Origin of the sequence: Tateyamaria sp. (assembly GCF_039940735.1) — a bacterium.
Classification (GTDB): domain Bacteria; phylum Pseudomonadota; class Alphaproteobacteria; order Rhodobacterales; family Rhodobacteraceae; genus Tateyamaria.
In genome coordinates, this window is the sequence record NZ_JBDVGB010000005.1 from 1 (window position 1) to 24,113 (window position 24,113).

21 protein-coding genes are annotated in these 24,113 nt (G+C 57.3%); 14 read left to right on the forward strand and 7 right to left on the reverse strand.

The features are described 5' to 3' along the window. Positions 1-138: 138 nt before the first annotated feature. Entirely contained in the window at positions 139-1,836 is a 1,698-nt protein-coding gene (locus ABJF76_RS00940) for a peptide ABC transporter substrate-binding protein (RefSeq protein WP_413821284.1), read from the reverse strand. Positions 1,837-2,130: 294 nt separating this feature from the next. On the opposite strand from ABJF76_RS00940, the gene ABJF76_RS00945 reads away from it, so the two are divergent. The 7 genes from ABJF76_RS00945 to ABJF76_RS00975 all read left to right on the forward strand — a co-directional run bounded on the left by ABJF76_RS00945 (position 2,131) and on the right by ABJF76_RS00975 (position 10,077). Continuing rightward, entirely contained in the window at positions 2,131-3,963 is a 1,833-nt protein-coding gene (locus ABJF76_RS00945) for a dipeptide ABC transporter ATP-binding protein (protein WP_413821285.1), read from the forward strand. A gap of 3 nt (positions 3,964-3,966) precedes the next feature. Next, on the forward strand, positions 3,967-4,668 hold the full coding sequence (locus ABJF76_RS00950) for an SDR family NAD(P)-dependent oxidoreductase (RefSeq protein ID WP_413821286.1): 702 nt from the start codon (positions 3,967-3,969) through the stop codon (positions 4,666-4,668). Further along, positions 4,665-5,039, forward strand: coding sequence for a VOC family protein (locus ABJF76_RS00955; RefSeq protein ID WP_413821287.1), 375 nt, complete (start codon positions 4,665-4,667; stop codon positions 5,037-5,039). Before ABJF76_RS00950 ends, ABJF76_RS00955 begins: the two co-directional genes overlap by 4 nt. Next, positions 5,036-6,190 carry an acetylornithine deacetylase gene (gene argE / locus ABJF76_RS00960; RefSeq protein WP_413821288.1) on the forward strand — a complete coding sequence of 385 codons (1,155 nt, stop codon included), beginning with the start codon at positions 5,036-5,038 and terminating at the stop codon, positions 6,188-6,190. Before ABJF76_RS00955 ends, argE begins: the two co-directional genes overlap by 4 nt. 108 nt (positions 6,191-6,298) lie before the next feature. After that, a complete protein-coding gene (locus ABJF76_RS00965) occupies positions 6,299-7,645 on the forward strand; it encodes an NAD(P)/FAD-dependent oxidoreductase (protein WP_413821289.1) in 1,347 nt (448 codons plus the stop codon). Between the two features lie 19 nt (positions 7,646-7,664). Next, positions 7,665-8,831, forward strand: a complete 1,167-nt coding sequence (locus tag ABJF76_RS00970; protein ID WP_413821290.1) for a M20 aminoacylase family protein — start codon at positions 7,665-7,667, stop codon at positions 8,829-8,831. A gap of 79 nt (positions 8,832-8,910) precedes the next feature. Continuing rightward, positions 8,911-10,077, forward strand: coding sequence for a M20 aminoacylase family protein (locus ABJF76_RS00975; RefSeq protein WP_413821291.1), 1,167 nt, complete (start codon positions 8,911-8,913; stop codon positions 10,075-10,077). A gap of 76 nt (positions 10,078-10,153) precedes the next feature. Here ABJF76_RS00975 and ABJF76_RS00980 read toward each other — a convergent pair whose 3' ends face one another. Together ABJF76_RS00980 and moaA are read right to left on the reverse strand one after the other, a co-directional pair. Then, entirely contained in the window at positions 10,154-11,452 is a 1,299-nt protein-coding gene (locus tag ABJF76_RS00980; RefSeq protein ID WP_413821292.1) for a 3-deoxy-D-manno-octulosonic acid transferase, read from the reverse strand. A 5-nt stretch (positions 11,453-11,457) separates the two neighbouring features. Beyond that, complete coding sequence (moaA, locus tag ABJF76_RS00985) at positions 11,458-12,465, reverse strand: GTP 3',8-cyclase MoaA (RefSeq protein WP_413821293.1); 1,008 nt, start codon at positions 12,463-12,465, stop codon at positions 11,458-11,460. Between the two features lie 75 nt (positions 12,466-12,540). On the opposite strand from moaA, the gene ABJF76_RS00990 reads away from it, so the two are divergent. Then, positions 12,541-12,990 (forward strand): hypothetical protein, encoded by a 450-nt coding sequence (locus tag ABJF76_RS00990; protein WP_413821294.1) that lies wholly within the window; start codon positions 12,541-12,543, stop codon positions 12,988-12,990. A gap of 59 nt (positions 12,991-13,049) precedes the next feature. Here the strand turns inward: ABJF76_RS00990 and ABJF76_RS00995 are convergent, their stop codons facing one another. From ABJF76_RS00995 to glmU, 3 genes are read right to left on the reverse strand one after another with little or no spacing between them, the layout of a single operon-like run. Beyond that, positions 13,050-13,733, reverse strand: coding sequence for a DNA alkylation repair protein (locus ABJF76_RS00995; protein WP_413821295.1), 684 nt, complete (start codon positions 13,731-13,733; stop codon positions 13,050-13,052). Beyond that, on the reverse strand, positions 13,730-15,550 hold the full coding sequence (gene glmS, locus ABJF76_RS01000) for a glutamine--fructose-6-phosphate transaminase (isomerizing) (protein WP_413821296.1): 1,821 nt from the start codon (positions 15,548-15,550) through the stop codon (positions 13,730-13,732). Before glmS ends, ABJF76_RS00995 begins: the two co-directional genes overlap by 4 nt. Positions 15,551-15,552: 2 nt before the next feature. Continuing rightward, a complete protein-coding gene (gene glmU, locus ABJF76_RS01005; protein ID WP_413821297.1) occupies positions 15,553-16,899 on the reverse strand; it encodes a bifunctional UDP-N-acetylglucosamine diphosphorylase/glucosamine-1-phosphate N-acetyltransferase GlmU in 1,347 nt (448 codons plus the stop codon). Between the two features lie 128 nt (positions 16,900-17,027). On the opposite strand from glmU, the gene ABJF76_RS01010 reads away from it, so the two are divergent. Continuing rightward, positions 17,028-17,687 carry an HAD-IA family hydrolase gene (locus tag ABJF76_RS01010; RefSeq protein WP_413821298.1) on the forward strand — a complete coding sequence of 220 codons (660 nt, stop codon included), beginning with the start codon at positions 17,028-17,030 and terminating at the stop codon, positions 17,685-17,687. 82 nt (positions 17,688-17,769) lie between these two features. Next, positions 17,770-18,972, forward strand: a complete 1,203-nt coding sequence (locus ABJF76_RS01015; protein WP_413821299.1) for a DegT/DnrJ/EryC1/StrS family aminotransferase — start codon at positions 17,770-17,772, stop codon at positions 18,970-18,972. 21 nt (positions 18,973-18,993) lie between these two features. On the opposite strand, the gene ABJF76_RS01020 is transcribed toward ABJF76_RS01015, so the two are convergent. Beyond that, on the reverse strand, positions 18,994-20,421 hold the full coding sequence (locus ABJF76_RS01020) for a calcium-binding protein (RefSeq protein WP_413821300.1): 1,428 nt from the start codon (positions 20,419-20,421) through the stop codon (positions 18,994-18,996). Between the two features lie 291 nt (positions 20,422-20,712). On the opposite strand from ABJF76_RS01020, the gene ABJF76_RS01025 reads away from it, so the two are divergent. From ABJF76_RS01025 to ABJF76_RS01040, 4 genes are read left to right on the forward strand one after another with little or no spacing between them, the layout of a single operon-like run. After that, positions 20,713-21,876 (forward strand): acyl-CoA dehydrogenase family protein, encoded by a 1,164-nt coding sequence (locus ABJF76_RS01025; RefSeq protein WP_413821301.1) that lies wholly within the window; start codon positions 20,713-20,715, stop codon positions 21,874-21,876. Then, entirely contained in the window at positions 21,876-22,148 is a 273-nt protein-coding gene (locus tag ABJF76_RS01030; protein ID WP_413821302.1) for a hypothetical protein, read from the forward strand. The genes ABJF76_RS01025 and ABJF76_RS01030 overlap by 1 nt, the downstream gene beginning before the upstream one ends. Next, the gene (locus tag ABJF76_RS01035; protein WP_413821303.1) at positions 22,145-23,614 is read left to right on the forward strand and encodes an AMP-binding protein; all 1,470 of its coding nucleotides are present in this window, start codon (positions 22,145-22,147) and stop codon (positions 23,612-23,614) included. Before ABJF76_RS01030 ends, ABJF76_RS01035 begins: the two co-directional genes overlap by 4 nt. After that, positions 23,602-24,111, forward strand: coding sequence for a lysozyme inhibitor LprI family protein (locus ABJF76_RS01040; RefSeq protein ID WP_413822481.1), 510 nt, complete (start codon positions 23,602-23,604; stop codon positions 24,109-24,111). Before ABJF76_RS01035 ends, ABJF76_RS01040 begins: the two co-directional genes overlap by 13 nt. The last annotated feature ends 2 nt before the right edge of the window (positions 24,112-24,113 follow it).

The following is a 24,113-nucleotide window of genomic DNA, read 5'->3' on the forward strand; positions in this document are numbered from 1 at the left end:
AACAAAAGCGTCGGGATCGACAGGATCAACCGGCGGATTGTGAAGGTCAGCATAAAAGGCCAGTCCTTGTACGGAGGTCTTGTTTATTGGCGAAAGACAGCGGGGGTAGGGTGGGCACGCATGCCCACCCAAATCGTTTTACTCAGCGCGGGTCCAGTCTGCGATGTTCCACAGTTCGCTGTCCCAAGAGTTCATGCGCACGCCATTCAGGCTGTTTGCCTTGGCAGAGATATCACCACGGTGTGTCAGGGGGATCATCGCACCGTTTGCAATCGCCAGATCGTTCAGTTGGCGACCAATGCTGGCGCGTTCTTCCAGATCAGACGTTTCTGCAAGCGTATTCCACAGCGTGTCATACTCTTCCATGCAGAAGCGGCCGATGTTTTCACCCTGCCATTGCGATTCCGGGCTGGGTGCTTTGTCACACAGCAGGTTCGCAAGATAGGCTTGTGGATCGGTGCCAGAGAAGGTGTTGGTATACATCTCTACGTCGGCATAGAACTTTTGGAACGTGTCAGGTGACCCTGCATCGCCGCCAAAAAACACCGAAGCGTCGATGTTGCGCAATTCGCTGTCGATGCCGATCTGCGTCCACCAGTCTTTGACCAGCGCTTGGTAATCCTGACGGATCGCGTTGGTTGAAGTCTGGAACAACACAGCCAAAGGCACGCCGTCTTTTTCACGGATACCGTCACCGTCGGTGTCAACGATACCAGCTGCATCCAACATGGCGTTGGCGCCTTCGATGTCCTGCGTGTCACAGGTGAAGGTTTCGGAATTATATGCGCCGGGCGCTGGGATCCAGTTGCACGTCACCTTGCCGCCCGCACCGTAGCCGATTTCGGCCAACAGCACGCGGTCGACAGCAAGCGACATCGCTTTGTACACCGCTTCGTCCTGCAAATAGGGGTGCGGGCGCACAACTGCGCGTTCGTCTGCACCAAGTGCCGGGTCAGGGTTGGTGTGGTTCAGCATGATCCGCTCGACCGATGGGCCAAAGCTGGACAGCACTTCGCCTTTGCCCGCTTCTGCCATACTGCCAAGAACGTCAGGGGCCACTTGCAAGTTCCACGCGTAATCGAATTCGCCGGTTTCCAGAACGGCGCGCGCAGCACCAACGGCATCGCCGCCACCTTTGAAGTTAACAGAAGCAAAGGCAGGTTTGGCGGGATCGCGGTAGTTCGGGTTGGCCGACAGGGCAATCACGTCATTGGGGCGGAATTCATCCACGACAAACGGGCCGGTGCCGATGGGGCCAAAGTTTTGGTCGGTACAGGTTGGTGCCGCGGCACCAATGCAGTTTTCAAACTGCGCCTTTTGCAAAACAGGGCTTTCAAGACCACCAAAGGCCGTGAACGGATAGGGCGTTGGCTTTTCAAAGTTGATCACGACGGTTGATGCGTCGGGGGTTTCGATCGAGGAAATGCCTTCGAATTTAGTGATCTGTGCACAGCCACCTTCGGGATGGGTGCAATATTCGTAGGTGAATTTCACATCTGCCGATGTCAGCGCCGTGCCGTCAGACCACTGGATGCCATCAATCAGCTTCCACGTCACAGATGTTAGGTCTTCGGAAATGCCACCGTTTCCGATTGTCGGAATTTCCTGCACCAGCCAAGGCACAATCGCGCCGGATTCGTCAAAGCGTACCAGCGGTTCGATCACCATCGACGCGGCTTCTGATTCTTTGTTCCCGCCGGATAAGAAAGGGTTCATTGTCGAAGGGGCTTGCCAATAAATGATGTTGATCTGGCCGTCCGAGCCGCGCTCGGCAAAGGCTGCCGGCGCAAGTGCCGTCATCGCCACAGCACCCATAAGAATGGATTTGAGGGTCATAATTTACTCCTTGTTGGACACGCAGGCTTTGCCTGCTTGTCAGTCTTGCATCACGTTGGCCGCGACACGTTTTAAGCTCTGAAGGAAAAACCACGATGTCCGCGCAACACAATGCTACGCCTTCATTTTTGTCGCTTGCCCCCAAGTGCATAGCGTCATCGAAACAGAACTTGGCGAAATTGCAAGCCTTGCCTGCAATCAACCCTAGATTTGTACAATGTTGCGTTTGACAGTGCCCGAACCTTCGCCCACTCTTTTGCCAGATGGTCAAAATGACCGATCGCGGGGGTTTTTATGCTGGATGAGACGGATCAGAAGCCGATAGCCGAAATTCAGGGTTTGCGCGTTGCGTTTCAGACGAAAGACGGCCCCGTATTGGGGGTCGAGGACGTATCATTCAACGTAAATGCAGGCGAAACCGTCTGTGTTGTGGGCGAATCTGGGTCGGGCAAATCGGTGTCCTCCTTGTCGTTGATGCGCTTGGTTGAATTCGGTGGCGGAGAAATTGCAGGTGGGCGCTTAAATTTTAATCGCAAGGATGCGGATGCTGTTGATCTGGCCCAAACCGATCAGAATCTTATGCAAACCATTCGCGGCAATGAAATCGGGATGATCTTTCAAGAACCGATGACCGCGTTGAACCCTGTGTTCACTGTGGGGCGGCAATTGACCGAAGGATTGCGCCTTCACAAGCGCTTAAATCGCGCACAGGCCGAAGCGCGCGCGCTTGAGCTGTTGCATCAGGTGCGCATTCCTGAACCCGAACGTCGCCTGAAACAGTTCCCGCACGAATTGTCGGGGGGCATGCGACAACGGGTTGTTATTGCGATGGCTTTGGCCTGCGAGCCGCGCTTGCTGATCGCGGATGAACCGACCACGGCTTTGGATGTGACCATTCAGGCCGAAATCCTTGCGTTGATGGACCGTTTGAAGCGTGAAACCGGCACGGCTGTGATGTTCATCACTCACGACATGGCTGTGGTGGCGCAAATGGCGGACCGCGTCGTTGTCATGTTCCGTGGCAACAAAGTCGAAGAAGGCACGGTCGAGGAAATTTTCGAAAACCCGCAGCACCCCTATACCAAAGCGTTGTTGGCCGCAGTGCCCAAGCTGGGCGAAATGCGTGGCAAATCCGCGCCCGAACCGATGAAACTGATGGGGCGCGCGCAAGGCGAGATCAGGCCGATCCTCGGCACGGACGAACCACTTTTGACTGTGCGTAACCTGACCACGCGTTTTCCGGTGCGGGGCGGTTTCTTCCGCCGTCTTGTGGCCAATGTGCATGCGGTCGAAGACCTGTCTTTTACAATTAACAAGGGCCAGACCCTAAGCCTTGTGGGCGAATCCGGCTGTGGGAAATCTTCGGCCGGGCGGTCGATTTTGCGGCTGGTTGAACCCCAATCTGGCTCGATTAAGTTGGGCGACAAAGACATTATGGCGCTGACGCCCGAAGCGTTGCGCATGGCACGGCTGGACATGCAGATGATCTTTCAAGATCCGTTTGCGTCGCTCAATCCGCAAATGCAATTGGCCGACCAAGTGGCTGAACCCATGCGCAACTTTGGCATGTTCAAGGGCGACGAGAGCACCAAGCGGGTCGAGATGTTGTTTGACCGGGTCGAGCTGCCGCGCAGTTTCATGCGCCGCTATCCGCACGAATTGTCTGGCGGCCAGCGCCAGCGTGTCGCGATTGCACGCGCTTTGGCGTTGAACCCCAAACTGATCATCGCAGACGAGGCCGTGTCGGCCCTTGATGTGTCCGTACAAGCGCAAGTGCTGAACTTGATGATGGAATTGCAGGCTGAACTTGGGATTTCGTTCCTGTTTATCAGCCACGACATGGCGGTGGTCGAACGGGTCAGCCACCATGTGGGCGTGATGTATTTGGGCCGGATTGTCGAAATGGGACCGCGCGCGCGCGTCTTTGAAAATCCGCAGCACTCTTATACGCAGGCCCTGATGAAGGCAGTGCCCATCGCCGACCCACGCCAGCGCAAGGACGAAAAAGACCTGAACTTTAAACCGATCCCATCGCCCATTCATCCCTCCAGCTATATGCCCGAACCGTCGGCCTATAACGAAGTTGAGCCGGGCCATTTTGTCCTAACAACCGACAGCGGGTATTAGACCATGTGCGCCGCAGCTTTGCGCAAATCCATTCTTGTGACGGGGGGCGGGGGTGGCATCGGCACGGGCATCGTGGCCGAACTTGCGCGCGATCATGATGTCACGCTGCACTACAACTCGACGGTGCCAGACACTGATCTGCACTGCGTTCAAGGTGATCTGAGCGACCCTGACGCGCCCACCCGCATGATAAATGCAGTACTGGATCGATTTGGCCGCATCGATGGGATTGTGCACAATGCGGGCGACATTTCGGCGTCGCCTTTGGATGTATATGACCGCGATGGTTATGCGCGGATGTTCGATGTGAACCTGTTTGCGGCCCAAGGCCTGTTGGCCGCTGCCTTGCCCCACCTGAAAACGGGGGCGACCATGGTTAATATCTCGTCTGTGAACGCATACCTGCCGCCCAAAGGGGCTGTGATGTATGGGGCCAGTAAAGCCGCGCTTGATCTGTGGACAAAGGGTGCGGCGCGGGAGTTGGGGCCGCGCGGTATTCGCGTCAACGGCGTCGCGCCCGGCGCGATTGATGTGGCATCCTCGGCTCGCGATGATGCGCAAAAGCAGGCCTTTGTTGACATGACCGCGCTAGGGCGCATGGGCACACCGGGTGACATCGCCGGTGTTGTGCGCTTTTTGCTCAGCGATGCGGCGGCATTCATCACGGGTGAAGTTCTGACAGTGTCGGGGGGTTATCGGCTATGAGCGGACGCATGACGCAAATCACGCCGTTTGTGCCCTGCACGTCATTGAGCGCTCAGATAGATTTTTATCGTGATGTGCTGGGGTTTCAGGTCGGCTTTCAGGCCGATGGCTACGCCTTTTTAAACCGCGACGATGTGGCCGTGCGCTTGGTGCAAGTTTGGGATTCCGTTGATCTGTCACACCCAGAGCGCCAAAATTCGTTTTACATTGATGTTCAGGGCGTTGATGCGCTCTACGCAACCTTGAAGCCCAAACTCGATACATTGGCAGCAGGGCGGGTGCGCGCGCCGTTCAATCAAGATTACGGCCAACGCGAATTCCACGTCAAAGACGAGGATTGCACGCTGGTATTTTTTGGAGAATCCACATGACGACCCGCCTAAGCCCATTGGAGTTGATGACCAAGTTGATCAGTTTTCCCACCGTCAGTCGCGACACCAACCTGCCGCTGATTGATTGGGTCGAGGATTATTTGAACGGGCACGGGATCACCGCCCATAGGTATTATCATCCAGAACAGCCCAAGGCGGCCTTGTTCGTCCATGTCGGACCCGAGGTCCAGGGCGCAGTTGTGTTGTCGGGTCATACGGATGTAGTGCCGATCGACGGGCAACCTTGGGAGACGGACCCGTTTGTTGTGACTGAACTGGACGGCAAATATTTCGGACGCGGCACTTGCGACATGAAAGGGTTTGACGCGCTCGCCATCTGGGCGCTCGTCGAGGCGCATCACGCAGGCAAACCCTTGCAATTGGCGCTTAGCTTTGACGAGGAAGTCGGCTGTCTTGGTGCCCCTCCAATGATTGAGGCGATGCAAGGTGTTGTACCTAAGGGTGGGGCCGTGATTGTGGGCGAGCCGTCGATGATGAAGGCGGTGACAGGCCATAAGGGCGGGCAGGGCTTTGACACCCATGTGATTGGGTTCGAGGTGCATTCGTCATTGCTGCACACAGGGGTAAGCGCGATTTTGGAAGGGGCAAAGATCATCAACTTTGCAAACACATGTAATGCGGCGAACATGGCGGCTACTCCGTCGGCACTGGCTGCAATGTTCGACCCACCTTTTACCACATGGCATGTGGGGCAGATCACGGGCGGCACAGCGCATAACATCACGGCGAAGTCGTGCCGCTTTTCTATGGATTTTCGTGCTGTGCCCGGTGATGATGTGGCTGCACTGAAACAGAGTTACCTGACGCATGTGGCCAAGATCGAACGGGGCATGCAAGCGATCCATCCCGACACCCGGATCGAGATTGATGCCCGTTTTGACGTGCCTCCGTTGAAACCCGAAGAAGACGGCGAGGCAGAAGCGTTGGTGCGCGGTATCACGGGCGACAATGGGGTCCACGTGGTGAGTTACGGCACAGAAGCCGGGCAGTTTCAGGATGCTGGTTATTCGGCGGTGGTCTGTGGTCCGGGTGATATTGCGCAGGCACATCAACCGAATGAATTTATCACAAAGCAGCAGTTTGAGGCGGGTCATAGCTTTATGCGTGATCTGGTTGCGCGTCTTGGATAGGGGCGCGGTTTTCGAGCCGAAAACCGGGTGGAAACCGTGTCGGTTTCCAAAGCGCGCAGCGCATCGTTTTCCGCACCGGAAAACGGCTGGGACGCGGGGTAATGTGTCGTGAACCCTTTTCCCATATCCGAACAGTCGCCAATCGCATGGTCCGAACCGCACCCTGCCGAGTGCGACGTGGTCGTCATTGGTGGCGGTGTCATCGGCATTTGCACCGCTCTTTTCCTTGCCCGCGCAGGCAAGCGCGTCACCGTTTTGGAAAAAGGGCGCATCGCAGGCGAACAATCTTCGCGCAATTGGGGATGGATCCGCCAACAGGGGCGCGATCCGGACGAAATAGGAATCGTAAAGGATGCCAACCGCCTTTGGCGCGAATTGGCGACTGAAACCAACGTAGACATTGGTCTTAAGACGTGCGGCGTCACCTATTTGGCGCGAACCGACAAAGAGATGGCTGAATATACCGCTTGGTTGCAGCACGCAAAGACGTACGGTTTGGACAGCCGCATGCTTAGCTCCACCGAAACGGCCGACCTAATCCCCGGCATGTCACACGGCTACAAGGGCGCTCTTTATACGGCGTCTGACATGCGGGCCGAACCATGGTTGGCTGTGCCTGCTATTGCGGGTATCGCGGCGCGTGCCGGTGCTACTTTGGTTGAAAACTGCGCTGTGCGGGCGCTGGATGTGGCGGCGGGACGTGTGGTGGGTGTTGTGACGGAACAGGGCCGGATCAAAGCGTCCGAGGTGGTGTTGGCGGGCGGTGCGTGGTCTGCGTTGTTCTTGCGTCGCCATGGCGTGGCGCTGCCGCAACTTTCGGTGCGTGCGACAGTGGCGGCGACTGAACCCTTGCCCGCTGTCTATCCGGGGGGGGCTGCCGATCCGCGTATTGCCTTTCGGGCGCGCAGCGACGGGGGCTATACCTTGGCTGCTGGTGGCTATCACGAGCTGTTCGTCGGCCCAGATGCCTTTCGGTCCTTGCCGAAATACTTGACCCAACTGCGTCACGAGCCCTTTGGCACCCGCCTCCATGCCAAAGCGCCGCGTGGCTTTCCAGATGCGTGGGGCACGCCGCGCCATTGGGCTGAGGATGCTGTAAGCCCGTTCGAAAGGATGCGCATACTTGATCCCAAACCAAACATGCGCAAGGTACGTGGCTTGGCCCGCGACTTTGGCGCATTGTTCCCTGACATCGGCCCTGTACGCATCAAATCCGCATGGGCTGGGATGATCGACACCATGCCGGACGTGGTGCCGGTGGTTGATCGGATCGACGCCCTTCCGGGCCTGACGGTCGGAACGGGTATGAGCGGTCACGGCTTTGGCATCGGTCCGGGCATGGGAAAGGTGCTGGCCGCTCTGGTCATGGGGGACGCGGTGGGGCATGATCTGACACGCTTCCGCCACCGTCGCTTTAGCGACGGGACGCCCATGCGCATCGGCCCGTCCGTCTGACATTTGAAAAGGATACGTGATGCCAATTAAGAACCGTCTTGCCGAAACCCATGCCGAAATCACCGGATGGCGTCATCATATCCATGCCAATCCCGAGCTGGGATTTGCCGAACATAAAACCGCCGCCTTCGTGGCCGAACGCCTGACCGAAATCGGGGTGGACGAGATGGTCACGGGCGTGGCCAAAACAGGCATCGTCGCTGCCATCAAAGGACGCAGCGACACCAAGGGGCGGGTGATTGGCCTGCGCGCCGATATGGATGCACTGCCCATTCTTGAGGCCAGCGGCGTCGCATTTTCGTCGCAAAACGAAGGTGTCATGCATGCCTGTGGCCACGACGGGCATACGTCGATTTTACTGGGCGCTGCGCAATACTTGGCTGAGACTCGTAATTTTGACGGCACAGTTGTGTTGCTGTTCCAACCCGCCGAAGAAGGCGGGGGCGGTGGCCGTGTGATGGTCGAAGAAGGCGTGATGGACCGCTTTGGCGTGCAAGAGGTCTATGGCTTGCACAATTTGCCAGGCTTGCCGACGGGGCAGTTTGCAATCAGGCCCGGCGCGCTTTTGGCATCTGCGGATGAGTTTTATATCACCGTCTCGGGCAAGGGGGGGCATGCCGCTGCACCGCACGAATCCCTCGATCCGAATGTGACGGCGGCCCATATAATCTTGGGGCTGCAAAGCATCGCAAGTCGCACTGTGGACCCGTTGCAATCGGTTGTGGTGTCTGTCTGTGCGCTGCATTCAGATGTGGATACGCATAATGTTATCCCGCAAACGACGCGGATGACAGGCACAGTGCGCGCGCTTGATCCTGAGGTGCGAAAACTGGCGCAAACGCGCGTTGAAGCCATCGCCAAGGCCACGGCGGAGGCCTATGGGTGCACAGCAGAGGTCGAATATGTCCTTGGGTACCCTGTTACGATCAACGATGCGGACCATACTGAATATGCAGCCGCTGCGGCGCGTGCCGTGGCCGGGGACGTGATCATGGATACGCCACCTGTCATGGCGGCCGAAGACTTTTCCTATATGCTTGAAGCACGCCCGGGTGCGTACATCATGCTGGGCAACGGCGACAACGGCACCTTGCACCACCCGGCCTATCGTTTTGATGATGAAGCCATCCCTGCTGGGTGCAGCTGGTTTGTTGAACTGGTGGAACAACGGATGCCTGCGCAATAAATTGCGCAAGAATGGCAACGCACAGTAACCTAATCGAAACAGATAGCGTGCAGTAACCACGCAAACAAAGGACACTAACATGCCGATCAAGAACCGCTTTGCTGATCTTCAAGATGACATCACGGCGTGGCGTCGTGACCTGCATGAACATCCTGAAATCTTGTTTGAAACCCACCGGACCAGCGCAACGGTGGCTGAAAAGCTGCGCGCCTTTGGCTGTGACGAAGTGGTGGAAGGGATCGGACGCACGGGCGTTGTTGGCGTGATCAAAGGCAAGGGGCAGGGCTCGGGTAAGACGATTGGGTTGCGCGCCGATATGGACGCGTTGCCGATCCATGAACAGACGGGGTTAGAATACGCCTCTAAAACGCCGGATGCGATGCATGCCTGTGGTCATGATGGGCACACGGCGATGTTGCTGGGCGCGGCGCAATACCTGTCGGAAACCCGCAATTTTGACGGCACAGCCGTGGTGATTTTCCAGCCCGCCGAAGAGGGCGGCGGCGGTGGTCGTGAGATGTGCAATGACGGCATGATGGAACGCTGGGGCATCGACGAGGTCTATGGCATGCACAATTGGCCCGGCAAACCGGTGGGGGAATTTTCGATCCGTACAGGACCGTTTTTTGCCGCAACAGACCTTTTGAATATTGAATTTGAAGGACTTGGTGGACACGCAGCCAAACCGCAGGAAACGATTGATACGACATTGATGGCCAGCCATGCCGTGACGGCGTTGCAATCAATCGTCAGCCGCAATGCCGACCCAATTGACCGGATTGTGGTGTCGATTACGTCGTTTGAGACATCGTCGAAGGCGTTTAACGTTATCCCGCAAAAGGTACAGATCATGGGCACGGTGCGCACCATGAGTGCTGAAATGCGCGATCTGGCTGAAAAACGTGTGATCGAGATTTGCGAGGGCATTGCCAGCACATTTGGCGGTGTGGCGCGGGTGGATTACCAGCGCAATTACCCGGTGATGGTGAACCATGACGATCAAACCGAATTTGCCGCCGAGGTGGCACGGTCTGTGTCGGGGCAATGTGAAGAAGCGCCTTTGGTCATGGGGGGCGAGGACTTTGCCTTTATGCTCGAAGAGCGTCCGGGGGCCTATATTCTGGTTGGTAATGGCGACACGGCCGCGGTGCACCATCCAGAGTATAACTTTAACGATGAGGCAATCCCGGCGGGCTGTTCTTGGTGGGCTGGCATTGTAGAGCAGCGGATGCCGATCACATCCTAAGCTGTCCCGTTGTATGGGTTAGAAAGGACGGTATGTGACGCTCCTGCCTTTGGCAGGTCGCCCGACCCACCGTCCCTTACTGGGACGGCGTTTCATTGTTTGCTGTATCGGCCAGTGACAATAGTTGGTCGCTGAGGCGCGCCAACAGGTCGATCCCGTTTTGCGCAAAGGGGCGGGCGCGTGCCGCCAGTTGTGCGGCGCGGCTGGGGTGGGTGAGCAGGTCGTGAACTTCGGCGGCCAATGCTTCGCTGTCTTTTACCTGGATGCTGGCGTCTTGCAGTTGAAAGGCTGCATATGCTTCGCCAAATTTCGCATAGTTCGGTCCATGAAGGATGGCTGTGTGGCCGTTCGCTGCGCCAAAAGGCGCGTGTCCGCCGACATTGGCAAAGGTTCCAGCCAGAAAGACAATAGGGCTGAGTGCGTACCACAGATCGGTTTGCCCCTTGGTATCTGCAAGGAACACCTGAGCGCCATCGGCTAAGGTACCGCCTGTGCTGCTCCTCGCGACACTGAGGCCCGCGTTCTGGATCACTGTGGCAACTGCATTGCCACGTTCGGGGTCGTGCGGCGCAAGGATCAGACACAGGTTGGGATGATCCAACTGCAACCGTGCATGGGCGGACAACACCTGTTCTTCTTCGCCTGCGTGGGTCGAGGATGCGACCCAAATGGGTCGACCTTTTAGTGCGTTGAACGTCGCATCGCGTGCAACGGGATCAACATGTGTTGGTACCTTGGCTGTGTTCAATTTGGCCCCGTGTTGCGCCATCGCCAATCCCATGTCGCGCAGGTGATTGCGGCTGCGAATGTCTTGGCAATGGGCCATCCTGATTCCGCGCAAGACATAGTCGGTCGTGTCGGGAAAACGTTTCCAGCCCTGCGCGTCACTATCTGACAGGCCCGCGTCCAGCAAAGCAATCGGGATACCGGCACTTGCGCAAGTGTCCAACAGATTGGGCCAAAGGTCCGAACTCACAAGCACACACAAATTGGGCCGCCAATGTTGCAAAAACCGTTTCATCGGGCCGGGGCCCTCAAACGGGCTGAACTGATGCACAGCCCCTTGTGGCAAGTCGCGTGCAATCCCTTGCGCAGAAGCGGCAGTGCTGGATGTCAGCAACACCTTGGTGTCGAGGGCTTGGGTGGTGATGTGGGTTATTAACGCCTGCACGGATTTCACCTGATCCACGTCGGCAGCATGAAACCAAATGAGTGAGCCCGCACGGCGCTCGGCGGTGGCATGACCAAGGCGTTCATGAGCGCGATCAATACTTATACCTGCGGCGCGCAGCTTGTTTATGCTGTGACGTGCGGTAAAGGGCAGGGCGAAGGTGCTTAGGCCTTTGTAAAGACGAAAGAGCGCCGTCGGCCGCATCGGTTTTACCCGCCTGTGTGGCTCATGTGGCGAGGCATCTGACCATCCAGTTTTTGGCGGGAATAGTCGAAATCGTGGCCCTTAGGCTTCATCCCGATGGCGGCGCGGATCGCGTCCTCAAGCGGGGCATCGTCATCTGGGTGCGCCCGTAAAGGTGCACGCAGGTCGGCCATGTCTTCTTGGCCAAGGCAAAGGTAAATTTCGCCCGTGCAGGTCAGGCGCACGCGATTGCAGCTTTCGCAGAAATTGTGGGACAGTGGGGTGATGAAGCCGATCTTTTGACCTGTCTGTTCCAATCGAACATAGCGCGCAGGTCCGCCTGTCCGTTCGGCAAGGTCGGTCACCGTGTAGTGATTTTCATAGGCCTTGCGCACATCCTTGAGGGACCAATATTGGCCCAGGCGGTCTTCGTTTCCGAGGTCTCCCATGGGCATGACTTCGATCCAAGTGAGGTCCATCGCGCGTTCGGCGCACCAAGTTGTTATGGTTTCAAGCTCGTCTTCGTTGAAATCCTTGAGGGCGACAGCGTTGATCTTAACCTTGAGGCCAGCGGCCAGGGCCGCATCGACACCGCGCAACACTTGGGGCAGGCGGCCCCAACGTGTGATGTCGGCAAATTTCTGTTCATCAATGGTGTCCAAAGAGATGTTCACGCGGCGCACACCGGCGGCGTAAAGGTCTTTGGCAAAGCGTTCGAGCTGACTGCCATTGGTGGTTAATGTCAGTTCTTTGAGCGTGCCTGCCTCAAGATGGCGGCCCATTGCGTTAAAGAAGGTCATGATATCGCGGCGCACCAATGGTTCGCCCCCCGTGATGCGCAGTTTTTCTACGCCAAGACCGATGAATGTCGAACACATGCGATCGAGTTCTTCGAGGGTCAGAAGCTCCTTTTTAGGTAGGAAGGTCATGTTTTCGGACATGCAATAGACGCAGCGAAAGTCGCAGCGGTCTGTGACGGAGACGCGCAGGTAGGTGATGGCGCGTGCGAATGGGTCAATCAATGGAGCGTTCATACATCAATTGGTAGGTGCGCTGGCGGATTGCCGCAAGGGGCATTGCGTGCGAAATTGTCTGAGGTATGGTGGGGTATGCGTTGGATTTTGATCACTGTTGTGTGTGTGGGCGGGTGTGGCCTTGTTCCAGAAAGGGGCGCGCCCCTTGTTTCTGAGGTGGCGAATGTGCCTGCTGAGGCGGGCGGAACTACGCCGCTGCGCCCGCAGCCGCGTCCTGATGAATTGGCGACGGAGCTTGAAACGACTGTAGAGGCCCCAAAGCCTCAGGTCTCGGCCGGTACTTTGGGTCGGACGGTGGCCACATTGGGCAACGCGGCAGAGCCGGGCATGTGGTTGAAGACGCCGCTTGTTTCGACAACACAGCCGGGGCGGGTGTTCTTGCCGTCAACGGGCAAGACTGTGGATGTGACTTTGATCCCTATTGAGGGGCCTGCCACTGCGGGTAGCCGTCTGTCATTGGCTGCGATGCAAGGGATCGGCGCTTCTTTGACGGATTTGATCGAAGTGGATGTGCTCGCCGGTTGAGAGGGGGCGTTTCTCGACACGAAAAACGGTCGGAAACCGTATCGGTTTCCGTGCTAGTTTCAGGCGCCCGTCAGATATTTCCCCGCTTCTTTGGCCGCAAATGGCTTCATAGCACTGCCATGAGCATCTAAAAACGCCCGCGCTCGGGGCGCGTCGTGCTTGCCCAATTCGCGCACCCACCAGGCAATTGCTTTTTGAATAAACCATTGCTGGTCAGTCACATAGGACGCCGCCCAGCCCAAAACGCGGTCACGTATGGCTTCTTCATCTGGTTTAGGGAAGTTTTGCTTGGTCCAAGGCAATGTCATGACCAAAGCAGCGCGCCGCGTCCACAGGTGTTCAGATGTTGTCCATGCCTCAAGTTGATCCAACCGCGCAGGATCAGCCGTCAATCGACGTTGCCCGGCCATGCATGCATGATCTGCGATGGCCCAGCCATCAAACTGCGGAACCCATGACGTGATCAGATCCCATGCGGCATCGTCGGGGCGAAGCCGTGCTTGCGTCAACAATTTGGCCGCAGCCAAACGTGCCTCAAAGATATCTGTTGCCCACAGCCCGTCTGCCAGCATCACGCGGGTTTCAACATCCAGACCCTGTCGCCACACCTGTGTCAGATCATTGAGGATCGGATTGGGCACGCCCAAGTGGATGCGTTTGGATTTGTGATACGCCTTGGCGTCTGCGGCGCGCGTGTCGTCACTGTGCGCTGCGATCTGGGCGAGTGCGTCTTCGGGGTTCATTCGACTGTCACCGATTTGGCTAGGTTGCGGGGTTGGTCCACGTCCGTGCCCTTGGCGACGGCGGTGTGATAGGCAAGCAATTGTGCGGGCACTGCGTACAAGATCGGGGCGATCAAGTCCGGGCAATCGGGCATTGCGATCTGTCCCCAGACGTCGTCGCCGGCCTCTGTCAACCCAGCGGGGTTTGAGATCAGAACCACTTTGCCTTTGCGCGCCATGACCTCTTGCATGTTGGACACTGTTTTGTCGAACAGCGGGTCTTTGTGGGCCATCACAACCACGGGCACGTGTTTGTCGATCAGGGCAATGGGGCCATGCTTTAGTTCACCTGCTGCATAAGCTTCGGCATGTATATAGCTGATTTCCTTTAGTTTAAGTGCGCCCTCAAGTGCGAGCGGATACATCGATCCACGCCCCAAAAACAGGATGTCTCGGGCCTCGGCCAGTTTGCGGGCAGTTGCCTTTACAGCGCTGTTTTGCTGGATCGCCATATTGATGAGGCCAGGCATGGTTTGCAATGCCGCGATATGTTCGGCCAACTCGGCGGCGCTGATCACGTCCCGTTCTCGGGCAGCTTTCAAGGCCAGCAAAACCAGAACGGTCAACTGACAGGTAAAGGCCTTGGTCGACGCCACGCCAACCTCAATCCCGGCAAAGATTGGCAATGCCAGATCGCTTTCGCGCGCGATTGAACTTTCGGGGACGTTCACGACCGAAACGATCTTGTCGGCCTTTTCATTGCAGTACCGCAGTGCGGCCAATGTGTCGGCCGTTTCACCCGATTGGCTGACAAAAAGCGCCATGGTCCGCGCCGGAATAGGGGGCTCGCGATACCGGAATTCCGAGGCCACATCGACATCCACAGGAATGCGTGCAATTTGTTCGAACCAGTATTTCGCGGTTAGGCATGCGTAAAAGGCGGTGCCGCAGGCCACCATCGTCAGCCGGTCAACTTTGGTGAAATCAAGTCCCGCGTCGGGCAGAGTGATCTGACCATCCGCGTCAATGTAGTTGGACAAGGTGTTGGACAGCACCACAGGCTGTTCAGCGATTTCTTTGGCCATGAAGTGTTTGTGCCCGGCCTTATCAACGCGTGTGGCGTCAATTTGGATTTGACGCACAGCCCGATTGGCCAGCGCACCATTTGCATCGCGTATTTCAACGCCAGCGCGGGTGACGACGGCACGGTCGCCTTCCTCAAGATAGGTGATGCGGTCGGTCATTGGGGCCAATGCAATCGCATCCGAGCCGACGAACATTTCGCCATTGCCATGACCGATGGCCAAGGGTGATCCTTTGCGTGCGGCCACGATCAGATCTTCTTGGCCATCAAACAAAAAGGCGAGGGCAAACGCCCCTTCGAGCCGATCCAAGGTCGCAAAGGCGGCTTCAACAGGGGTCAGCCCGCTGTTTAATAGGTGTTCAGCCAGCAAAGCGACGGTTTCGGTGTCTGTTTCCGTCTGGAAATTCAGCCCTGCATCCGACAGTTCAGCCCGCAATTCGCGGTAATTTTCGATGATACCGTTGTGCACGACGGCCACTGGGCCCGAGCGGTGCGGGTGGGCATTGAGTTCAGAAGGAGCGCCATGGGTGGCCCAGCGGGTGTGTCCTATGCCCGACTTGCCTGCGAGCGGTTCGTGAACCAATCGATCGGACAAGTTGACCAGTTTGCCAACCGCGCGCCGACGGGCCAAAACGCCGTCATTTAGGGTCGCGATACCGGCGCTGTCATAACCGCGGTATTCAAGACGTTTCAGCGCCTCAACTAGAATGGGCGCGGCTTCGTGATTGCCAAGGACCCCTACAATTCCACACATTTTTAGCTGCCTCTGCTCTGTTTGGCCTTTTTGGCCTTTAACATATCGAACAATTTACGGGCCATGCCCGGTTTTTCCACTTGCGGCGCGCGGGCCAGAGCCAGTGCACCGGATTCCACGTCAGATGTGATGACAGAACCAGATCCTGTCATCGCCTCATCTCCGATAGACACGGGCGCGATCAACATGGTGTTGGACCCGATAAAGGCGCGCGCGCCGATTTCGGTGTGATGCTTCATCACGCCGTCATAATTGCAGGTGATGGTGCCCGCGCCGATATTGCTGGCCTCGCCAATTGAAGCATCCCCGATGTAGCTGAGGTGATTGACCTTCGCACCTGTGCCAAGCGTCGCATTCTTGACCTCGACAAAGTTGCCGACGCGCACATCTTCGGCGAGTTCTGCACCGGGGCGCAGGCGGGCATAGGGGCCCACAATCGCGCCGCGTGACACATGACACCCTTCAAGGTGGGAAAATGCGCGGATTGTGGCGCTGGATTCGACAGTGACACCGGGGCCGAACACCACATTGGGTTCCACCAAAGTATCGCGCCCCACAAGCGTATCGAGCGACAAGAACACAGTGTCCGGCGCGGCCAGTGTCACACCATCCTCAAGCAGGTCCGCGCGGGCTGTGGCCTGAAACTGCGCCTCGGCGCTGGCCAGTTGGGCGCGGCTGTTGATGCCTAGGGTTTCGGCCTCGTCACAGCGCACCACAGACACGTCCAGCCCGCGCGCGCGCGCCAGTGCCGGCAGGTCGGTCAAATAATATTCACCTTGTGCATTGTCCTTGCCCACTTCGGCGATCAATTCGAACAGCAAGGGGGCAGGGGCCGCCAGCACGCCGGAATTACACAGGCTGATTGCGCGTTCGGCTTCGGTTGCATCTTTGAATTCGACGATACGTTGCAATTGATCGCCGTCCATGACCAAACGACCATAGCGGGCGGGGTCAGCGGCTTCGAACCCCAGAACGGTGATGTCTGCGGTGGCGTTCATCAGCGCCTCAAGGGTTTCGGGGCGCACGAATGGCGTGTCACCAAACAGCACGATGGCGCGTCCCTCAAAGCCTGCCAGTGCGTCACGCGCCTGCGCGGCGGCATGAGCGGTGCCAAGTTGTTCGTCTTGTACGACGACCTGCGCTTCGAAATCATAGGCAAGGGCGGCCTGCGTCACCGCATCCGACCCAAACCCGGCCACGACAACCGTATGTTCAGGTTCCAAAGAGGCGCCCGCCTGCATTGCGTGATGCAACATCGGCGCGCCGCCAATAGGGTGGAGAACCTTGGGAAGGTCCGAATTCATCCGCGTGCCTTTACCCGCGGCCAGGATGATCAATGCTACGCTCATAACCAAATCTCTTTGTATTCTTGTTGCGCCCTGTTTATCGATCCAAGCCAAGTGCGCAAGCGTGCGTGGCATCAAACAAGATTGCGGGTTGCAACACAACATAGCGGGTATCCGCCAAAGAGGCAGACATGACAGCAGTAATTTTTGATCTAGACGGGACGTTGGCGGACACAAGCGGCGACCTTTTGGCCTCGGCCAACGTGTGTTTTCGCGACATGGGGCTGGGCGATGTGCTGGGCCCGCAAGATGCAGGCGTGGCGTTGCGCGGTGGGCGTGCGATGTTGCGCAAAGGACTTGAACGGGTCGGGCAATTGGATGACGCGGTGATTGATCGCTATTATCCTATGCTGCTTGAGGCTTACGGCGCAGCGATTTCTGTGCACACAACGCTGTACCCCGGCGCGATGGAGGCGATTGCCACCCTTAAATCCCACGGTCACGCCGTCGGTATCTGTACCAACAAGCCCGAAGCGCTGGCAGAACAGTTGATGGCCGATCTAGGCGTGCGGGATCAATTTGGCAGTCTGGTCGGGGCCGATACCTTGCCTGTGCGCAAACCCAACCCCGAACCGCTGTTCGAGGCCACGCGCCGATTGGGCGTTGATCCACATGCGTGCTTGTTGGTGGGCGACAGCGACACCGATCGCAATACTGCGCGCGCGGCAGGTGTGCCGTCGGTTCTGGTCACCTTCGGTCCATCGGGCGAGGACATGGCCGCATTGGAACCCGAAGCGTTGTTGGATGACTACGCCGCTTTGCCGTCTGTCGTTGCCGCTTTGCTGGGGTGATCCATACGCATCCGCGCTTTCAAAAAGCGAAAACCATAAACGCCGCATTGACGACCTGCATATTGCGTTCCAAAACTGCGCTATGACAGAAAAATTCACCGGCAGTTTCACCCAACAAGACCCAATTCCCGAAGCAGGGATAGACGCAGCCCTTGCCGTGCTGCGCCATGGGCGGTTGCACCGATACAACACGACCCCGGGCGAATTGTCCGAAACGGCGGTGCTGGAACAGGAATTTGCGGCCTATGTGGGTGCACCTTACTGTTTGGCGGTTGCGTCGGGGGGCTATGCGATGGCGACGGCTTTGCGGGCTGTTGGGGTTAAGCCGGGCGAAAACGTGCTGACCAACGCGTTCACGCTTGCGCCTGTGCCGGGGTCGATCGCGTCCGTTGGGGCTGTGCCTGTGTTTGTGGGCGTGACCGAAGGGCTGACCATCGATCTGGACGACCTAGAAGGTAAGCTTGATCAGGCGCGCGTTCTGATGCTCAGCCACATGCGCGGGCATCTTTGCGATATGGACCGGCTGATGGCGATGTGCACGGCGGCGGGTGTCACCGTGATCGAAGATTGTGCGCATACCATGGGCGCTGCGTGGAATGACGTGCCCTCTGGGCGCTCGGGTGCGGTGGGGTGCTATTCCACTCAGACCTATAAGCATGTGAACTCGGGCGAGGGCGGGTTTTTGGTCTCGGACGATGCAGAAATCATGGCCCGCGCTATCATGCTGTCGGGCAGCTATATGCTGTTTGAAAGCCACCTTGCAGCCCCGCCGATCGAGGTGTTCGCCGACATCAAATACGACACGCCTAACATTTCAGGGCGCATGGATAACTTGCGCGCAGCGATCCTGCGCCCGCAGTTGGCGGACCTTGCCACGCAATGTGCGCGTTGGAATGAACGTTATTTTGCGTTGGAAAAGGGTCTGCGCGACACGCCGGGGCTGGCCATCGTCGAACGGCCCGAACAGGAAACCATCGTCGGGTCTTCGATCCAGTTTCTGCTGCTTGATTGGTCGGCTGACAACGTGAACGACGTCTTGGCACGGTGTGCTGCGCGTGGGGTCGACCTCAAGTGGTTCGGCGCGCCCGAACCCGTTGCGTTCACCAGTCGATACGACAGCTGGCGCTTTGCCCCCTCAACCCCGATGGAGACCAGCGACCGCGTGCTTGCGTCCATCGTGGACATGCGGGTGCCGCTGACCTTTAGCCTAGAAGACTGCGCTTTGATCGCGCGCATCATCCGCGCCGAAGTGAGCGCCGTGTATCAGGCCAATGCCGGGGCATGATGTGCCCCGGCGCTGATGTCATCAAAAGAAGATGAAATCGCTTTCGTCGAGGTTCCCAAAGGCCAGGTTTTCTAAGATCAGCACATCGCCGTTGCCAAAGTCGATCAAAGACCCGTTTGGACCATGCAGGTCAACAACAAAATTCGAAGTCAGGCTGGCGAACGAGAACTGGCCAAAGTCGGTCAAATCAATCTGATCGTCGCCATTTACGAAATCAGTGATTGTGTCGCGCCCACCATTGCCTGCGAACACGAATACATCCGCACCCGTGCCACCAAACAACGTGTCATCCCCAGAACCGCCATTCAGCGTGTCAACGCCTCCGTTGCCGTTTAGGTCGTCATTTCCAGCACCGCCATTCAAAAGGTCGGTCCCCGCTCCGCCCAGCAGTAGATCATCGTCGTGCCCGCCGGACAGTTCGTCATTGCCGTTACCGCCATTCAGCGTGTCGTCACCGCGCCCGCCGCCAAGCTTGTCGTTGCCCCCATCCCCGGTCAGGTCGTCATCATCATTGCCACCCCAGATCAGGTCGCTGCCGACGCCGCCGTCGATGATATCGTTTCCGTCGCCACCGCCGATTGTATCATTGCCAGAACCGCCAAGGATCGTATCCTCGCCGCCGCGCGCAAAGATCTGGTCGTTGTCCTCGCCGCCGTCGATATCGTCGGCGTGGTCTCCACCGCGCACCGTGTCATTGCCCTCATCGGTCAGGATTTGGCCCACAACGATGCCGTCGGTTCCTGCGCGGTAAGTGTCGGCGCCATTGCCAAGGTCGACATCGCCGATCAGCAGGCCGTGGTTTTCGATGACGAGGTTGTCAATTCCATCAAGGGTAGAAATAGACGCCGTCCCGCCGGAGATCGTGCCAAAATTTTGAATGAAGGTGTCGTCGTCATTGAAACCGACGAGAATCCCGAAAGACTGAACGCCAGCAAGGGCAGTTACCCCGGTTACAATCCCATGATTGACGAACGCGCTTTCTTCGTTACCAAATCGAACGCCGGTTTCCCCAATGATCGATCCGTGATTGACCGCAAATTGATTTGAGCCACCAATTTGAAGGCCAGTTGTGTCGCCGTTTACGGCACCAAAATTTGTAAAGGTGACGAAATCAGCTGCACCTTCAAGGTTCACGCCAAATGTCTCGAGGCCAGTGATCGATCCGTGATTCACCAATGACGTAAAGTCCGTCGCGATGCCCACTCCAAGGCCGCCTGACACCACTGTGGCATCCGTCCCTATCGTGATGTCGACGTTACTGAAGCTAGAGTTGGAAAACACGCCGCGGTCATCAGCAAAAATCTGGCCATTGATGAACAGATTGACGTCTCTTATGTCCACCGAAATTCCGTTGCCTGATGCGACCAGCACTTCATCTTCTCCCATGAAGAAAAAGCCGCTGTTTGTGATGCTGAATGTGGAAGAACCTGAGGTGATTGCTGTTGGCATTGTAAAATAACCTGTCTTGGCTGCGCACCGCTGTCATGATCGATGCTAATTTCATTTTCATTTAACTTTTCGTGCGTGCAGATTTGGTACACGCGTCGATTCGAAAATCTACGAAGGGCTATCATCCCACGCCCAATTCGTCGCGGTATTTTCACCGCTTGTGTCGGCTTTGTTGCTTCTCAACCTATGGGTGTGATGCTGCGCGGATGCGCCTGTAATTTGTTTTTATTTGACGTGTGCGCGCGGTGTCGCGTATTAATGAACAAGTGTTCAATAACGCAGAGGTGCCAAATGTTCACCCACTCCATGACCTTCGATCTGGGCGAAGACGTAAACGCCCTGCGCGACATGGTGCACCGCTGGGCGCAGGATCGCATCAAGCCGATGGCGGCACAGATCGACACCTCAAACACGTTTCCACCCGAGTTGTGGCGCGAAATGGGCGACCTTGGCCTGCTGGGCATCACAGTGGACGAAGAATTTGGCGGCGCGGGCATGTCCTATCTTGCGCACACTGTTGCGGTCGAAGAAGTGGCACGGGCCAGCGCATCTGTGTCGCTGTCCTATGGTGCGCATTCCAACCTGTGTGTGAACCAGATCAAGCTGAACGGCACGCCCGAACAAAGGGCGAAATTCCTACCCGGTCTTGTCAGCGGGGCCCATGTGGGCGCGCTCGCCATGTCCGAAAGCGGGGCGGGGTCCGACGTGGTTTCAATGAAGCTGAGCGCGGAAAAACGCAATGATCGCTACATCCTGAACGGCACAAAATACTGGATCACCAATGGCCCCGACGCAGACACTTTGGTTGTGTATGCCAAAACAGATCAGGGGGCGGGCCCACGTGGCATCACGGCATTTCTGATCGAAAAGTCGATGGCGGGTTTTACCACCTCGCCGCATTTCGACAAGCTGGGCATGCGCGGATCAAACACGGCCGAGCTGATCTTTGACGATGTCGAGGTGCCGTTTGAAAATGTACTGGGTGAAGAGGGGCGCGGCGTTGCTGTGTTGATGTCTGGCCTTGATTACGAACGGGTTGTGTTGGCGGGCATTGGCCTTGGGATCATGGCCGCCTGCATGGACGAAATCATGCCCTACATGGCCGAGCGCAAGCAATTCGGGCAACCCATCGGATCGTTCCAACTGATGCAGGGCAAGATCGCCGATATGTACACGGCAATGAATTCAGCGCGCGCCTATGTGTATGAAGTCGCCAAAGGGTGCGATCGTGGCACGGTCACGCGCCAAGATGCGGCGGCGTGCTGTCTTTATGCCTCGGAAGAGGCAATGAAGCAGGCGCACCAAGCGGTGCAGGCCATGGGCGGAGCCGGGTTCATGAATGACGCAACCGTCGCGCGCCTGTTCCGCGATGCCAAGCTGATGGAGATCGGGGCCGGGACATCAGAAATTCGACGCATGCTGGTGGGGCGCGAATTGGTCACGGCGATGGGCTGATGCCACGCTCTGTTCTCATCACGACGTCTGTTTTGGTGCTGTTGGCGGGTGTCGCTGGATTTTGGCTGGGTCAGCGGCAGGTGGCGCCGGACGCCACAGGGATCATCAACGCGGTTGCCGCACGCCACATTGCCGAGCACGGCGGTCTGGCCGCAAACTGCATTGGCTGGCAAGAGGCGGGGGCAGCGATCTTTCACGTGCGTTGCGGTGACATGTCCTATCATGTGGATCATTTTGGTATCGTGTCCGTGGCCCCGGAGAACGACATATGAAGAATATGGCCGAACAATGCCTAAGTCACCCCAGTGATCAGGTCGCGATCATCGATTTGTCTGGTGATGCGCGCCGGGATGTAACCTTTGGCGATCTGACGCAGATGGTCGATGGCTTGGCGCGCGCCTTGCTCGCCAAGGTGCAGAGTGGGGATCGGGTTGGAGTGTTGCTGTCACAAACCCCTTGGTGCGCGGCGGCCCACCTTGCGATCTGGAAAGTTGGCGCAATTTCAGTGCCTTTGTTCAAACTTTTCAAGCATGATGCGCTGGCCTCGCGGATCAACGACGCAGGTGTCGGGCTGGTGTTAACAGATACCGAAGGCGCCACCCTTGTGGGCGATCTTGCTCCATGCTGGATGGCCGACAGCGCCGGAACGACGGGCGCGCCGGTCGCTTTTGCGCCAGCCAAGCGCGATACTCCGGCGGTTTTGATCTATACCTCTGGCACCACGGGGACGCCCAAGGGCGCTTTGCATGGGCACGGCGTGTTGGATGGCCACTTGCCGGGGGTGGCTTTGTCCCATGACGATTTGGGCCAGCCGGGGGATTGCCTGTGGACCCCAGCTGACTGGGCGTGGATTGGTGGGTTGTTCGATGTGTTGATGCCGGGGCTTGCGCTTGGGGTGCCTGTGGTCGGCGCGCGTATGCAAAAGTTCACGGTGCAAGAGTGCTTGAAGGTCATATCGCAAGCCTCAGTAAAAAATGTGTTTTTCCCGCCAACGGCGCTACGGATGCTCAAGGCGCAAGACGTTGAAATCCCTGGCCTGCGTTCGGTAGCCAGCGGGGGCGAACCATTGGGTGCAGAAATGCTCGCTTGGGGGCAGCGTGCCTTTGGGCTGACGATCAATGAATTTTACGGTCAGACAGAATGCAACATGGTCGTATCCAGCTGTGCCACACAATTTCCTGTGCGCCCCGGTTTTATGGGGCGGGCGGTGCCGGGATCTGATGTGCAAGTCATTGATGACAAGGGACAACTGACCAAGGACGAAGGCGACATCGCCGTTCGCCGTGGTGCCCCGTCAATGATGTTGCGCTATTGGAACCGCCCAAAGGAAACGCAGGCCAAGTTCCGTGGTGACTGGATGCTGACGGGCGATCGCGGGCAGCGCGATGGTGCTGAAATCCGCTTTGTGGGGCGGGATGACGATGTGATCACGTCGTCAGGCTATCGCATCGGCCCGGCCGAGATCGAGGATTGCTTGCTGACCCACCCTGACGTGGTGACGGTTGGGGTTGTGGGCAAGCCTGATGCGCTGCGCACGGAGATTGTGAAGGCCTATGTCGTGTTGCGCGATGGGGCGGTCGAAGATGCGGCTGGGTTGCAAAACTGGGTTAAGGGTCGATTGGCAAGCTATTCTTACCCAAGGGAAATTGGGTTCTTGGAGGCTTTACCGATGACAGTGACGGGTAAGGTTATTCGTAAGGAATTGAAGGCAATGGCGGTGGCGGAGTGCAATTTGTGAAGACATTACTGATATTCACCTTTGGGCTGATTGCATTGGGTATGCCGTCGTTTGCGCAGGATCCGATTGTTGATCGAGCGGTGATTGAGGCGTGCCATGCTGAGATGGTGCGTGAATTTACCGAAGTAGAGTGCGTCGGAGATGCGGCGAACGCGTGCCAAAGAATCCATACTTCTGGATTTGACGGCGGCACGACACGCGGCATTTCGCAATGTTTGGAGGCAGAAACGAAGGTTTGGGACGAGTTGTTGAATCTCACGTATCTTTCAACGCAACGCTCATTGGCCGAACAGGAAGACGATGCGCGGTCAAACGACCCTGATCGCACTGACACATTGCGGGATGCGCAGCGCGCCTGGATTACATTTCGTGATGCAGAATGCTTAAGACTTTTTTCCAAGTGGCAGGATGGCACAATTCGTTCGAATGTATTTCACGGATGTTTAATGACCATGACCGCAGAGCGTGCCATTGCTTTAGTTGAAAGAACCCGATGAAG

Coding starts and splice junctions, on each gene's coding strand:
- ABJF76_RS00940 (WP_413821284.1), bottom strand. CDS start 1,836: ATGACCCTCAAATCCATTCTTATGGGTGCTGTGGCGATGACGGCACTT.
- ABJF76_RS00945 (WP_413821285.1), top strand. CDS start 2,131: ATGCTGGATGAGACGGATCAGAAGCCGATAGCCGAAATTCAGGGTTTG.
- ABJF76_RS00950 (WP_413821286.1), top strand. CDS start 3,967: ATGTGCGCCGCAGCTTTGCGCAAATCCATTCTTGTGACGGGGGGCGGG.
- ABJF76_RS00955 (WP_413821287.1), top strand. CDS start 4,665: ATGAGCGGACGCATGACGCAAATCACGCCGTTTGTGCCCTGCACGTCA.
- argE (WP_413821288.1), top strand. CDS start 5,036: ATGACGACCCGCCTAAGCCCATTGGAGTTGATGACCAAGTTGATCAGT.
- ABJF76_RS00970 (WP_413821290.1), top strand. CDS start 7,665: ATGCCAATTAAGAACCGTCTTGCCGAAACCCATGCCGAAATCACCGGA.
- ABJF76_RS00975 (WP_413821291.1), top strand. CDS start 8,911: ATGCCGATCAAGAACCGCTTTGCTGATCTTCAAGATGACATCACGGCG.
- ABJF76_RS00980 (WP_413821292.1), bottom strand. CDS start 11,452: ATGCGGCCGACGGCGCTCTTTCGTCTTTACAAAGGCCTAAGCACCTTC.
- moaA (WP_413821293.1), bottom strand. CDS start 12,465: ATGAACGCTCCATTGATTGACCCATTCGCACGCGCCATCACCTACCTG.
- ABJF76_RS00990 (WP_413821294.1), top strand. CDS start 12,541: ATGCGTTGGATTTTGATCACTGTTGTGTGTGTGGGCGGGTGTGGCCTT.
- ABJF76_RS00995 (WP_413821295.1), bottom strand. CDS start 13,733: ATGAACCCCGAAGACGCACTCGCCCAGATCGCAGCGCACAGTGACGAC.
- glmS (WP_413821296.1), bottom strand. CDS start 15,550: ATGTGTGGAATTGTAGGGGTCCTTGGCAATCACGAAGCCGCGCCCATT.
- glmU (WP_413821297.1), bottom strand. CDS start 16,899: ATGAGCGTAGCATTGATCATCCTGGCCGCGGGTAAAGGCACGCGGATG.
- ABJF76_RS01010 (WP_413821298.1), top strand. CDS start 17,028: ATGACAGCAGTAATTTTTGATCTAGACGGGACGTTGGCGGACACAAGC.
- ABJF76_RS01015 (WP_413821299.1), top strand. CDS start 17,770: ATGACAGAAAAATTCACCGGCAGTTTCACCCAACAAGACCCAATTCCC.
- ABJF76_RS01020 (WP_413821300.1), bottom strand. CDS start 20,421: ATGCCAACAGCAATCACCTCAGGTTCTTCCACATTCAGCATCACAAAC.
- ABJF76_RS01025 (WP_413821301.1), top strand. CDS start 20,713: ATGTTCACCCACTCCATGACCTTCGATCTGGGCGAAGACGTAAACGCC.
- ABJF76_RS01030 (WP_413821302.1), top strand. CDS start 21,876: ATGCCACGCTCTGTTCTCATCACGACGTCTGTTTTGGTGCTGTTGGCG.
- ABJF76_RS01035 (WP_413821303.1), top strand. CDS start 22,145: ATGAAGAATATGGCCGAACAATGCCTAAGTCACCCCAGTGATCAGGTC.